The sequence below is a fragment of the Rhodovibrio salinarum DSM 9154 genome, from assembly GCF_000515255.1.
GTDB classification, from domain to species: Bacteria; Pseudomonadota; Alphaproteobacteria; order Kiloniellales; family Rhodovibrionaceae; genus Rhodovibrio; species Rhodovibrio salinarum.
The window spans coordinates 384,777-397,625 of record NZ_KI911559.1; the positions used below are offsets into that span (position 1 = coordinate 384,777).

General features: G+C 66.4%; 12 protein-coding genes. 3 read left to right on the forward strand and 9 right to left on the reverse strand.

The genetic code is table 11. The features are described 5' to 3' along the window. Nucleotides 1-17 precede the first annotated feature (17 nt). The 5 genes from holA to RHOSA_RS0101820 all read right to left on the reverse strand — a co-directional run bounded on the left by holA (nucleotide 18) and on the right by RHOSA_RS0101820 (nucleotide 6,032). Nucleotides 18-1,055, reverse strand: coding sequence for a DNA polymerase III subunit delta (holA, locus tag RHOSA_RS0101800; protein ID WP_027287345.1), 1,038 nt, complete (start codon nucleotides 1,053-1,055; stop codon nucleotides 18-20). Next, nucleotides 1,052-1,618 carry an LPS assembly lipoprotein LptE gene (gene lptE, locus RHOSA_RS23895; RefSeq protein ID WP_051431694.1) on the reverse strand — a complete coding sequence of 189 codons (567 nt, stop codon included), beginning with the start codon at nucleotides 1,616-1,618 and terminating at the stop codon, nucleotides 1,052-1,054. Before lptE ends, holA begins: the two co-directional genes overlap by 4 nt. Continuing rightward, nucleotides 1,605-4,175, reverse strand: a complete 2,571-nt coding sequence (gene leuS / locus RHOSA_RS0101810; protein ID WP_027287346.1) for a leucine--tRNA ligase — start codon at nucleotides 4,173-4,175, stop codon at nucleotides 1,605-1,607. The genes lptE and leuS overlap by 14 nt, the downstream gene beginning before the upstream one ends. Nucleotides 4,176-4,267: 92 nt before the next feature. Continuing rightward, on the reverse strand, nucleotides 4,268-4,816 hold the full coding sequence (locus tag RHOSA_RS0101815) for a DUF3576 domain-containing protein (protein ID WP_051431695.1): 549 nt from the start codon (nucleotides 4,814-4,816) through the stop codon (nucleotides 4,268-4,270). Nucleotides 4,817-4,955: 139 nt separating this feature from the next. Beyond that, on the reverse strand, nucleotides 4,956-6,032 hold the full coding sequence (locus RHOSA_RS0101820; RefSeq protein ID WP_027287348.1) for a porin: 1,077 nt from the start codon (nucleotides 6,030-6,032) through the stop codon (nucleotides 4,956-4,958). 330 nt (nucleotides 6,033-6,362) lie between these two features. On the opposite strand from RHOSA_RS0101820, the gene RHOSA_RS0101825 reads away from it, so the two are divergent. Then, nucleotides 6,363-7,199, forward strand: coding sequence for a sulfotransferase domain-containing protein (locus RHOSA_RS0101825; RefSeq protein WP_027287349.1), 837 nt, complete (start codon nucleotides 6,363-6,365; stop codon nucleotides 7,197-7,199). A 34-nt stretch (nucleotides 7,200-7,233) separates the two neighbouring features. Then, nucleotides 7,234-7,902 carry a YggS family pyridoxal phosphate-dependent enzyme gene (locus RHOSA_RS0101830; RefSeq protein ID WP_027287350.1) on the forward strand — a complete coding sequence of 223 codons (669 nt, stop codon included), beginning with the start codon at nucleotides 7,234-7,236 and terminating at the stop codon, nucleotides 7,900-7,902. 15 nt (nucleotides 7,903-7,917) lie between these two features. Here the strand turns inward: RHOSA_RS0101830 and RHOSA_RS0101835 are convergent, their stop codons facing one another. The 4 genes from RHOSA_RS0101835 to ribA all read right to left on the reverse strand — a co-directional run bounded on the left by RHOSA_RS0101835 (nucleotide 7,918) and on the right by ribA (nucleotide 11,552). Next, nucleotides 7,918-8,496, reverse strand: coding sequence for a hypothetical protein (locus tag RHOSA_RS0101835; protein ID WP_027287351.1), 579 nt, complete (start codon nucleotides 8,494-8,496; stop codon nucleotides 7,918-7,920). A 22-nt stretch (nucleotides 8,497-8,518) separates the two neighbouring features. Further along, the gene (locus RHOSA_RS0101840; RefSeq protein WP_027287352.1) at nucleotides 8,519-9,046 is read right to left on the reverse strand and encodes a L,D-transpeptidase family protein; all 528 of its coding nucleotides are present in this window, start codon (nucleotides 9,044-9,046) and stop codon (nucleotides 8,519-8,521) included. 56 nt (nucleotides 9,047-9,102) lie between these two features. Beyond that, a complete protein-coding gene (locus RHOSA_RS23900; protein WP_051431696.1) occupies nucleotides 9,103-10,203 on the reverse strand; it encodes a hypothetical protein in 1,101 nt (366 codons plus the stop codon). A gap of 185 nt (nucleotides 10,204-10,388) precedes the next feature. Further along, nucleotides 10,389-11,552, reverse strand: a complete 1,164-nt coding sequence (gene ribA, locus RHOSA_RS0101850; RefSeq protein ID WP_027287353.1) for a GTP cyclohydrolase II — start codon at nucleotides 11,550-11,552, stop codon at nucleotides 10,389-10,391. A gap of 284 nt (nucleotides 11,553-11,836) precedes the next feature. On the opposite strand from ribA, the gene RHOSA_RS0101855 reads away from it, so the two are divergent. Then, a complete protein-coding gene (locus RHOSA_RS0101855; RefSeq protein WP_027287354.1) occupies nucleotides 11,837-12,718 on the forward strand; it encodes an alpha/beta hydrolase in 882 nt (293 codons plus the stop codon). The last annotated feature ends 131 nt before the right edge of the window (nucleotides 12,719-12,849 follow it).

The following is a 12,849-nucleotide window of genomic DNA, read 5'->3' on the forward strand; positions in this document are numbered from 1 at the left end:
GTCGTTTCATGTGAAACCTACCGCCCGCCGGCGGTTTGTTTGCGCCGTTGGCGCAGCGGGGAGCGGCTTGCAATCCGCATGAGTTCGCGTGCGGCAACAGCCTCCACCGGCATGCCGGTGGACTTGCAGCGCGCTTCGGCGTCCAGCAGCCCATCCAGCACCTGGCCAACAAGGGCCGGGCTCCAGGCTTTGGCTTGTGCGGTGAACCGCGGCTTCGCCTTCCAGAAAACGGGTGGCCGCAGTTTGTCGACCGCTTGCTCGACATCGCGCGCGCCAGCCACTTGGTGTAGACGCTTGAAATGGTTTGCCGTCGCGCGTAGCGGCTGAATGGCGTTGGCGCCTTCGGCGAGTGCGCGATCGAACGCCCGTTCCAAACCCGCGAGATCGCCGTCCGCCACCGCGTTCGCGACATCGTCGAGCGACAGGGCAGCGCTATCACCAACACAAGATGTCGCGTCTTCTAGCTGGACTTCACCACTTCCCTTGTAGAGAGCAAGTTTTTCCAGCTCGCTCCGGGTGATTCCCCGATCCGCGCCCAGATGCTGACTCAAATAGCCGAGCGCTTCCCGGCTCACCGATAGGCCGTAGCCTTTCAGCGTCTCCTGAATCAGTCCGCTCAGATCGCGCCCTTCGTCCCGATAGCAGGGCAGGGCGGCGCCCCGGTCCGCCTTCTCGAAGGCGGCACGCAACTTCGAGCGCCCGTCGAGATCGCCCGCTTCGACCACCACGAGTGCGTCGCCCGCCGGATCGGCCAGGAAATCGCGAAAGGTATTGGCCGTATCTTCAGTCGGTGCGCGGACGATCACGACCCGTTGCCCGCCGCCGAAGGCCATCGCGGCTGCTTCATCGGCGAGGGCTGCCGGCGTTTTCTTCACCTGGTCGCCGGTCAACTCGGCAACCCGGAAAGGATCCTCGGGATCCGTCACCACGGAACGGATCAGTTTGCCGGCGCGTTCACGTACGAGCCCGCGGTCCGGTCCGTAAACGAGTACGGCGCGAATATTTGCGTCCGGCTTAGCGGCGAAGCGGTCCGCGTTCGCCGGCTTGACCTTCATTGGTCGCTGCGGACCTTTTTTTCTGGTGATGCGGCCAGAACCGCGTTCGCGCGGGTTGCGATCAGTCGGGCGACCTGGTCGACGACGCGTTCCTGCGCATCCTCGAACGCCGTGACCGTGGCATAGGGCTGATCCCCGACGTTGTAGCTGGTTGCCGCTTCGGCGCTGGAGCTAAACAGCGATTCGGAACTGTCGTAGGATTCAAGCTGCCAGGTTGCGCGCAATTGAAAGCGGCGACGGGTGGCCGTTCCGTCACTGCGCAGGGTACTCGGCTCCGAAACCGAGGAAATCTGGACGGCAAGCCGATATTTCGGGTCACTTGGCTGTCCGCGTGGGTTCAGCTGATCGCGTAGGGCATTATGCAGCTGCTGACCCAATCGATCGGACAGCGGAACGATCGCCACGCTGTTCATCACGCTGGGCGAAACCTGGCCGCTCTGCGGGGTTGCGCGCTCGCCATACATCGGCTGAAAGCCGCAGCCGGCAAGGGCCAGCAGCAGCGCGGCAGCCGCGACCGACGGGCCAATCCGTCGGCGGCCGGGACGGTCGTTACGCAACCACATTGACGATCTTGTTCGGCACAACGATCACCTTGCGCGGTTCCTTTTCCCCAAGCGCGCGTTGCACGGCTGATTCGCCGAGGGCCGCGGCGCGCGCGGTCGGCTCGTCGGCGTCGCGGGGCAGCTCGATCGTGCTGCGTACCTTGCCATTGACCTGCACGGCCATCTTCACCGTGTCGGCGACCAGCAGCTGCGGGTCGGCTTCCGGCCAGGGCTGATCGACCAGCATGGTGGTATGACCCAGGCGTTGCCACAACTCTTCGGTCACGTGCGGCATCATCGGCGCGACCATGCGCACCAACAGTTCGGCCGTTTCCCGCCGTGCCCACTGGTCTGCCGCGCCTTCCGGCTGGAAACTGCCGAGCGCGTTCGCCAATTCGTAAAGCCGCGCGACCGCTCGGTTCAGGCGAAAGTGGTCGATATCGTCGCCGACCGCCTGAACTGTCCGGTGGGCGTTGCGGCGCAGTTCCATGGCCGTCTTCGAAAAGGCATCGGCGGCCAGCTTCGGCGCATCGGCGGCTGGAATATCGCCCAACGCGCCGATCACCATGCGCCACAGCCGTTGCAGGAACCGGTAGGCACCCTCGACACCCGATTCGGTCCACTCCATGTCGCGTTCGGGCGGCGAATCCGACAGCATGAACCAACGCGCGGTATCGGCGCCATAGGCGTCGATCGTCTCGGTCGGGTCGACCGTGTTGCGCTTGGACTTACTCATCTTCTCGACCCGGCCGGCGGTCACGGGCCGGTCGTCGGAATCGACCAGCTTGCCCTCGGAATCGCGCATGACCTCCTGCGGCGACAGCCATTTGCCGTCGACGTTCTTGTAGGTCTCGTGCGCGATCATGCCCTGGGTGAACAGGCCGTCGAACGGCTCCGCCACGTCCAGATAGCCGCAATGCTGCAGCGCCCGGGTGAAGAAACGGGCGTAGAGCAGGTGCAATACCGCGTGTTCGACGCCGCCGATATATTGATCGACCGGCAGCCAGTAATCGACGTCTTCCCGCTCGAACGCCTTGTCGCTGCGCGGGGAGCAGAAGCGCGCGAAATACCAGGCCGATTCCATGAAGGTGTCGAAGGTATCGGTCTCGCGCGTCGCGGCCGCGCCGCATTCGGGGCAATCGACCTGCTTCCAGCTCGGGTGGCGGTCCAGCGGATTGCCCGGCTTGGAGAGATCGACGTCCTGGGGCAGCTCGACCGGCAGGTCGGCCTCGGGAACCGGCACCACGCCGCAGGACGGGCAGTGGATCATCGGGATCGGTGCGCCCCAATAGCGTTGCCGGCTGACGCCCCAGTCGCGCAGGCGGTACTGCGTCGTGCCTTCGCCGTGGCCGAGGTCCTGCAGCTTTTCGACCGCCTTCTGTTTCGCCGTCTCGACATCCAGGCCGTTCAGGAAGTCGGAATTGATCAGCGTGCCGTCGCCGGCGAAGGCGGTGTCGTCGATGCTGAAGCTGCTCGCATCGCCGTCTTCCGGCAGCACCACCGGGGTGACGGGGAGGCCGTAGCGCCGGGCGAAGTCCAGATCGCGCTGGTCATGGGCCGGCACGCCAAAGATCGCGCCGGTGCCGTAGTCCATCAGCACGAAGTTGGCGACGTAGACCGGCAGCTCGACCTCCGGCATAAACGGATGTCGTGCCTTCAGGCCGGTGTCATAGCCGCGCTTTTCCGCCCGTTCGATCGCTTCTTCCGAGGTGCCGAGCTGCTCGCACTCCTGGCGGAAGCGGCGCAGGTCGGGATCCTTCTGGGCGAGCTCTTCGCTCAACGGATGGTGTGGCGACAGGGCGCAGAAACTGGCGCCGAACAGCGTGTCCGGGCGGGTCGAGAACATCTCCAGCCGATCCGTGCGCCCGTCGACCTCGAAGAACACCCGTGCGCCTTGCGACCGCCCGATCCAGTTCTGCTGCATCAGCCGGACCTTGTCCGGCCAGCGCTCCAGATCGCCGATCGCCGCCAAAAGCTCGTCGGCGAAGGCGGTGATCTTGAACATCCATTGTGGCAGCTTGCGCTGCTCCACGGGCGCGCCGGACCGCCAGCCCTTGCCGTCCTGCACCTGCTCGTTCGCGAGCACCGTCTGGTCGACCGGGTCCCAGTTGACCCAGGATTCCTTTCGGTAGGCTAGGCCCTGGCGGTAGAACTCCAGGAACATCGCCTGTTCGTGGCGATAGTACTCGGGATGGCAGGTGGCGATCTCGCGCGACCAGTCGATCGACAAGCCCATCGATTTGAGCTGGTCGCGCATCGCGTCGATGTTCTGGTAGGTCCATTCGCCCGGATGCACGCCGCGGTCGATCGCCGCGTTCTCCGCCGGCAGGCCGAAGGCGTCCCAGCCCATCGGGTGCAGCACGTTGAAGCCGCGCGCCCGCTTATAGCGCGCCACTACATCGCCGATGGTGTAGTTGCGCAGATGGCCCATGTGGATGCGCCCCGAGGGGTAGGGGAACATCTCCAGCACGTAGCATTTTTGCCGGCTGGGATCGCGGGTGACCTCAAAGGCGCGCGCCTGATCCCAGGCGCGCTGCCATTTGGCTTCGGTTTCCTTGACGTTGTAGCGACTCGTCATCGGGCTGTTCGACACTCGGGTGTTGGGCGAAAACCGCCGCGCCTTGCGGCGCGCCCCGGTGGGTCGCCGCGGCGCGTGCGATCCAGGGGCGGTTATTGGGTGCTGGCGATGCGCATTTCGCGGGCGCGGGCCAGGATAGCGTTCTCCAGCTCGGTGGCGGTCTGCCCCTGGACTTCGACATCGCGCCAGGTGCCATCGGGGCCGCGCTCCTGCCGGAAGACGGAAACCCGCAGGCCATCGGCGCGCAGTTGCCGGCCCAGGATGTACAGATTGACCTTGAAGCGCTCGTTCGGCGTCTCCGGCGGCGAATACCAGTCGGTCAGGACCACGCCCCCGAACGGATCGGCCGAGTCCACGGGCATGAACGAGAGCGTATCCAACGACGCGCGCCAGAGGTAGGCATTGACGCCGATACCGGTCCCGCCCTGGGGCGCTTCTTCGTCGGTTCCCAGCAGTTCGACACCGCCGTCGCCGCCGAGGACCGAACCATCCCGGTTTCGGGCGTTGCCGCCGTCGCCGCCGATCCGGCCCGGATAGTCACTCTCGCCGCCGCCCGCGCACGCGGTCAGCGCCAGCAACAGGGCGACCGCGGGGACGATCCGGGGGGTCCAGGGCGAACGCGCATTTCGAAGGCGTGTCACAGATGATCTCCAAACATGACTTCAGGCGGCCGATAGGCGGGGTATAAACCACAAAAAGAGGGGGCAGCAAGATGGCCTTGCTGCCCCCTCGATCTCAGATCTCAGCGCGGTGCGTTAGGCACCGCAGCGATGCCGAGATTTAGAACGACACGCCCACGCCCGCGAGCAGGGTGGTGTAGTCGTTGTCATCCACGTTTTCGCTCTCGAGCTGACCGTACACACCGGTGGTGTAGACGTTGACGCCGGAGCCGAGCGCGTAGTTGAGGCCCAGCTGACCCTCGGTGCGCTCGTCTTCGCCGCCGCCGGCCAGGTCCTGGGAGGCATAATAGCCGGTCAGGCTGATCGACCACGGGCCGGTGGAGTACGCCACGCCCAGGTCGCCGGCCATGGTATCCTCGTCATCGGTCTCACCGAAGCCATAGGCGCCGCCGAACTCGAAGCCGGCGAAGCCGAGCACGGCACCACCGGTGATGCCCCAGGTGTCACCCTGGTTCGCGACGTTCTTCGTGGCACCGGTCAGCGAGGCGGCTAGATCGAAGCTGCCGAAGCTGTTGACGTAGTTCGCGCCACCTTCCCACAGATCCGTGGTCTCCGTCGCGTCACGGCTCGGGAACACCGCGTCGGCGTTGCCGTCCGGCGCGTGGGTCACGCCCAGCTGGAAGCCGGCGAAGCGCGGGGTGTAGTAGTTGATCTTGGTGGAGTCGCCGCTGTCGTTGAAGTTGACAGTGATCGGCGCCGCGTTGCCGGACAGGTTGTAGAACGCACCGGTGGTGTTGTTGTAACCGCCCGGATAGACCGCCTTGATCGAGGTCGCGCCGTACTTCATCGTGTCGTGCGCGCCGTCCTCGTGGCCCAACTCGACGCGGCCGAACGACCCCTCGAGGTAGACGATGTTCTCGTCGATGTTGTCACGTTCGCCGTTGCCGTCGTTGTTGTCGGCCTCGACCTGGACGCTCATGCCGGCGGTGATGCCGTTGTCGAGCGTGATCTCACCGTTGAACAGCAGCTCGGTGTTCGTGGAGAAGTCGTAGTCGCTCTCGTGGTAGCCATCGCCGGCGGTATACGCACTAGTGCCCGGGTTATCCTGGTCAACCCAAGTGGCATAGAAGTCGCTGAAGCCGCCGACGGTGAAGCTGGCATCCTGCGCCTGCGCCGCGGTGGCGCCCATGCCGAACGCGGCGACGAGCGCCGTCGTTGCGAAAAGGCTCTTCTTCATAGGGATCCCCCCTTTAGAAAGTCGTTGACTGCCACGAACTGGGCTCGCTTGAGATCACCCATTTCCGAGCCCGCGTTCATGAGCTTTGATAACGAGACGCCTGAGCGATTGCAAAGCCTGTTCGATCGATGCTGAGCGATTTTTGCGACACTGTGTCCCTAATGCCACAGTGCGCAAAGTCAGCGACTTAGAGCCCTTCGTTGACTCGATGCGGCCCTTGGTTGGGCTTGGCCGTTCACACCGGTGCGGATTATCGTAGCGCCGCCGCGGCTGCGCCAAAGTCTCCGCGCGAAAACCAAACCTAGTCCTCAAGACGGAGATACCGCCGTTTTGCCTAAGATTTTCTGGGTCGCGTCCTATCCCAAATCCGGCAACACCTGGATGCGGGCGTTCCTGGCAAACCTGCTGATGGCCAAGGAGCATCCGCTTTCGCTGAACGAGATCGGCGAAGCCTGCGCCAGCGAAGCCAACATCGCGTGGTATCTGCCGCTGCTGAAAGGGCATCAGAGCTCGCTCGAAGATCTGTCCCACCCGGAGATCATGGAGCTGCGGCCCAAGGCGCAGAAACGGATCACCGAGGTCAACAAAAACGACGTCTTCATCAAGACGCACAACCTGCACGGCTTGCTCCACGACAAGCCGCTGATCCGGGACGATCTGACGCTTGGTTTCCTCTACATCATCCGCGATCCGCGCGATGTGGTGATTTCCGGCGCCGACCACTGGGGCGTGACGATCGACGAAATGCTGGATTGCATGGCGGAACCGACCGCGGAAACCGCCCCCATGCCCGGTCGCCAGGTGTTCGAAAAGCTCGGCACCTGGTCGATGCACGTCGATTCCTGGATGTCGGGGGAGACCCGCAAGCGGCTTTCGGTACGCTACGAGGACCTGTTGCGCGACCCGATCAAGTACTTCACGAAAATCGGCATGGGCCTGGGCCTGTCCAAGGATCGCGCACGGATTCAACAGGTGGTCGAGTGGACCAGCTTCTCGAAGCTGCGCGAGATGGAGAGCCAGGAAGACTTCGTCGAGCGTTCGGTCAATTCGGAACGCTTCTTCCGTTCCGGCAAGGCGGGAGGTTGGCGCAAACAGCTTTCCCCCAAACAGGTTGCCCGCATCGAACGCGACCACGGCGAGGTGATGCGCAGGTTCGGCTACCTGTGACGCCCGCTCGTCTCAAACCGAAGGGAGCGCTCCGGTGAGCGAAGTTGCCGCCCGCCTCGCTGAAACCCGCGACAAGATCGCCGCCGCGGCGCGCGGCATCGGCCGCGATCCCGCGGACGTGTCGCTGATCGCGGTCAGCAAGAAACAGCCCGACGAGCGGGTTCAGGCCGCGCTCAACGCCGGCCAGCGTGTGTTCGGCGAGAACCGTGTGCAGGAAGCGCAGCAGCGTTGGACCGAGCGGCGCGCTGCGCTTGCGGACCTGGAGCTGCACCTCGTCGGCGCATTACAGTCGAACAAGGCGAAGGATGCGGTCGAGCTGTTCGACGCCATCCACAGCGTCGACCGGGAGAGTGTCGCCAAGGCCCTGGCCAAGGAAATCGCCAAGCAGGGCCGCCGACCCCAGATGTTCGTTCAGATCAATACCGGCGAGGAACCGCAAAAGGCCGGTATCGCGCCCGGCGACGCCGATGCCTTCATCGCCTGGTGCCGGGACGAGCTCGATCTGCCCATCGTGGGTGCGATGTGCCTTCCCCCGGCCGAGGAAGAGCCGGCGCCGCATTTCGCCCTGTTGGCCAAGATCGCCGCGCGCAACGGCCTGCCCAAGCTATCGATGGGCATGTCCGGCGATTACGAGACCGCCGTTCAGTTGGGCGCGACGCATGTGCGCGTCGGCTCGGCCCTGTTCGGCGCGCGGGCGGGCTGAGGCCCGTTACCGGTTTCAGGGCCAGGCGTCGTCGCCCCGGTCGTCCCGCTTGCTCTCGTTCTGTCGCGGATAAAGCTGCTGGCCGATCTGGCGGAACAGCTGGTCGACCTTGGGATCGTCCGGGCCGTTGACGTCGATGGCGCGGCCGGTCATCCGGGTCACCGCCTTGTCCCCGCGGCACAGCGCTGCCGTCACGGCAAGCGTGTCGCCCGCCTCGACAGCCGAGCCGGACACGTTCGCGGTACAGGCGTTTGCCGGAGTCACCGTCGCATCCGGATTGGCGACGATCACGGTACGTACCGGCCCCTCGGGGGCATCCGCCGGAGTCGCGAAGACGGTGAACTCGGGCCCCGGATGCGATTCGCTCAACGCCTCAGCCGCAACCTCGGCGAAGCGTGTTTCCGCCCCGGGGAAGGGCTGTCCCTTGATCTCGAGCGCCATGCCGCCGCGGCTGGCGGCATCGGCGATCAGGGACGGATCGTAGCCTGACTGGCGCGAATCGTTCACCACCACGCCTGTGCCGGCACAAGCGGCAAGGCTCAAGAGGGGCAGGGCGAGGGCGAGCGCGCGCGGCGCGAAACGGGTCGATCTCATTCTCATCTCTGCAATGGCGTATCTACGGGTGCGAGGGGGCAGGGCGGATGTCCAGCCTGCTCGCGGGGGTTAATGCGCTGATCACAATATGGAGTGCCTCTCGGGGCAGCGCAACACACCCTTCCGTCGGCGCCAACCCGGGCCGCGCAACATGCAGGAAGATCGCGCTGCCGGCGCCCGCGACCGGCGGGTCATCGTTGAATCCCAAGATCACCAGCAGATCGTACAGCGGATCGTCGCGCCACATGTCCTCGTGGCTGCCGGGATAGGGCTTGGTCACCGGGCGGTTATAGTGTGCGGGATCGTTCGGATCGTCGCACCAGCCATCGGTGGGATCGATCGCGGAGATCGGCAGGGACGTCGAGGGCGGCGCGATGCGATCTGGGCGATAGAGCACCCGGCGTACCGGCCAACGGCCGACCGGGGTCATGCCATCCCCCTCGCCCCGCTTGGTTCCAACACCCCCGCGGCCAACGGCACAGGCAAACGCGCGTCCATCCGGCAGGCGAACCTGCCAGCCCTGGGCGGTCGGTTCGACGATCACATCCATGATGCCCACGCTAGCGGGCGATTGCTATCTGTGCCAGGGGGGCGGCTCAGTGCGTTTTATTGCGCCTCGCGCATCGTTTCGTATTTCTCCAGCGCGCGCATCATCCGCTCCGCCAGATCGCCATGCGCCGCGGCAGCGGCCGGGTTCGGCTGCGATGCCTGCGTCTGGGACGTTTGTGTCTGGGACGTTTGCGCCTGGGATGACGCTGACGTCGCCTCCGACGGGCGGCTCTCGCCCCCGGTCGAGCCCGTGCCGGCGCTGGTGTGGGCCGGTGTCGGCACCGCGCGCGGATCGCCTTGCAAACGCCGGTCGCCGAGTGGGTCCGTCTGGGCGGCCAGGGCGGCAGTGCTCGTCCGTGCCCGCATGTTGGTCAACGCGGCCCGGTCGCCCAGCGGCATGAAACTGCTCGGGGCAGTGCGGTTGGAAGCCGGGCGGCTTTCGGAGTCGGCCTGCGGCATGCTGTCGCGTCCCGGCGTCGCCCGCGCCTCTTGGCGGCTTTGCAGCTCGGCTCGGCTGCGGGTGGCGGCTGCTTGATCCGCCTGGGCGGCCGTGGCCGCCGCGCCGGTATCTCGGGCGAAGGCGCGCAGCGCGGCCATACCCGTGAGTGCCCCACCGCCCGCGATGGCGGCGTCATCGGCGGCCGGGCGGGCTTCTTGTGCCGCGGTGTCCTGAGTCTTGGTGGGTGTTTGAGCGGCCGTCTGCGTGGGGGACGCCGGCGGGACAGCCGACTCCTCGGCCTTGGACTCCTGCGCCTTGGGCTGAGGCTGGGCCTGGGCGACCTGAACCTCCTCAGCGGGCGTCTCGCCCTCGCTCATGCCCAGTGCGACCATGACATGTTCGCCCAGGTCGCTGCCGGTAGCTTCCTCCGCGATCGCGTTCACCAGCCCGCCGACGAAGCCGCCGACGCCGCCGTACAGCCCGCCGCCGACGACCCGTGCCGCACCCTGGATCGTATCTCCGGTGATCTCGCGATAGATCGTCGAGACGACCGGCAGATGCTGCAACGGGTTGATGACGTCCAGCAGGTCGTCGAACGAGGCTTCCGGCGCGGTGCCGTTGGCTTTCGCCTGCTCGTAGCGGCGCAGGTCGCCCCACGGGTCGCTGTGCTCGGAGCGGACGTCCGACTGCGCGTGATTGACGGGGAAGGAAATCGGCATGGGCGCGCTGGGCTCGGCCTCGAGGTCACAGGGATCGGCGATCGTGTGACCTCATGTAAGCAAACCGCGTGCCAGCAGGCGGAATCCCCGAATCCCGGTGTGTCGACCAGGCGTGCGTCGCCACTGTGCGCCGCTACCCGGTAGAAACTGCCGTGTCGGCCCGGCAAAGAGCGACGTGGCGTGGTCTAGTCGAAGCGGTGGCCGAACCGCTCGGCCTTGGTCGCCAGGTAGCGTTCGTTGTGGCCGTTTGACGGGAAGGCATGCGGCACCCGATCGCGTACCTGGATGCCGGACCCCGTTAGGGCTTCGACCTTTCTTGGGTTGTTGGTCAACAACCGGACTTCGCCGATGTCGAGCTGGCGCAGCATCTCGGCGGCCGGTCCGAAGACCCGCTCGTCGGCGTCGAAGCCGAGCGCGTTGTTCGCATCGAGCGTGTCGATGCCGGCGTCCTGTAGGCGATAGGCGCGCAGCTTGTTGACCAGGCCGATGCCCCGACCCTCCTGAGCCAAGTACAGCAGGACGCCGCCGCCGGCTTCTGAGATCGCGTGGATCGCGCCGCGCAGCTGATCGCCGCAGTCGCAGCGCAGGCTGCCCAGCAGGTCGCCGGTGAAGCACTCCGAATGCAGCCGGACCAGCACGGGCTGTCTGGTGTCCGGCTGGCCGATCACGATCGCCAGATGCTCCGGTCCGCCGTCGCGTGGACGGAAAGCGTGGACCCGGGCATCTTCCGCGCCGGCCAATGGGATCCGGGCGTCCGCTACCGCGTGCAGGTCCGCCGCGGCGCTCGCCAGTTCCCTCGGTAGGTCGTCGGCTGCGACCCGGAGCAGATCGTGCGCGCTGGCCCAGGTGTCCGGATCCTGTCCGTTCAACGGGGCCGGCACCGCCAGCACGGCGGGCAGCAGCCGGCCTAGCTTGGTCAGGGTGAGCGCATGCGTCGCCAACAGATCCGCCGTGGCGATTCGATCGACGGTCGGCAGGCTGCGTTCGGCCGGGGCCGTTGGATCGGCGAGGGAAAGCAGCGCGGCCGCCGTCCGTTCCGGGGTGTCGCTGGCGATCTGCAGGTCGACCGCTTGGGCGCCTTCGGGCGCGTTCAAACCCAGGGCGGCGGCACGCCAGGCGGTGACGGTCAGTGCCGGCAGTATGCCTGCGAAGGCTCGCAAGCGTTGCGCGCCGTCGGGGCCGGCCTCTTCCGCTGCCAGGGCCAGCAACGCTTCGCCACTTTCGAGGGTCAGGAGCACCGGGTCGCCGCGGCGCAGTTCCCCGATAGCCCGGTCGACTCGCCGGCGGGTGGCGGCATCCAGGGGCTGCGTCGGGACGGGGTCGGTTGGTTGGGCGGGCTGCTGGCTCATGCGGGTCGGGTGATGCTGTGCGGCGATCTGTTGGGAAAGGGAACGATAGCCAAGGCAGCTTAGCCGCCGGTGCACCGGCCTGTCATCCGGGCCTGTGTTGCGGGCAGGCTGTCATGGACACGGCCTGCCTCTCAGGTAGGGCTTCGCGCCAGATGCGCAAAGGTGTAGCACGGTCCAAAGCACGCGCTTGGCCGGCAACGCAGCGTCGCCGCAAGCGCGACAATGCGCGGAAGGCTGTCCAGAACAAACGGCCGCGAAGCAACCGGATCAGGCAGGAGACCGACATGATGGCCGAGATCATCTACCGCGACTGGGATCAGGAGCGTTTGGATGCGGAGGTGAATCTGCGCGCCCGTTGGCCGGATCATGCCGACTTCATCGAACGCTGGGCGCGGGACAGCTCGGCCGTGCGCGGTCGGCGCCATGGACTGATCGATCTTGCCTACGGTGCCTCGCCGGGGGAGCGGCTGGACCTCTTCCCGGTTTCGGGGGCGACGGCTGCCCCCGTACTGGCGTTCATCCACGGCGGCTATTGGCAGGCCCTCGACAAGGGTCACCACAGCGACCTCGCACCTGCGTTTGTCGATCAGGGCATCGCTTTCGCGTCGCTCAATTACGATCTCGCGCCCAAGGCCAAGATCGGCGACATGATCGAGCAGGTGCGCGCCGCGCTTGCCTATCTGCACGATCATGCCGGTCGGCTGGGCCTGGATCCCGAGCGTATTTTCGTCGCCGGCCATTCCGCCGGCGGGCACTTGGCGGTGAGCGCGCTGGATCGGGACTGGCCGGCGCAGCGGGGCCTGCCGCGCGATCTGGTCAAGGGCGCGTTGTCGCTGTCTGGTGTCTACGATCTGGAGCCGATCCGGCTCAGCTATCATCAGGCGGTATTGGGGTTGGATGCGGATGAGGTCGCCGCCTGGTCGCCGCGCCGCAGCTTGCCGACGGATGCGGGGCCGTTGCTGCTCGCCGTGGGGGGCGCGGAAACCAACGAATTCCTGCTGCAGCAGGAGGAGTTCCTGGCCGCTTGGCGCGGCGCCGGCCTGCGGGCGGGTGCGGTGGATCTGCCGGGCCGCCACCACTTCGATGTGGTCGAGACGCTGGGCGCTCCGGATCACCCGTTGCATCAGGCCCTTGCCGGGCTGATCGCGCGCGGCGACCTGGAGTAGCTTTCCTGCCAGCCGATCACCCGCCGGACACGGTCGCGTGATCCCCACCAAGCGGCGGCTGGGGCCAGCTTGCGCACCCGGAGCCGTGGTGGTAATGCCGAATTCGGCGGGCGCGCAGATCCACGACCCCG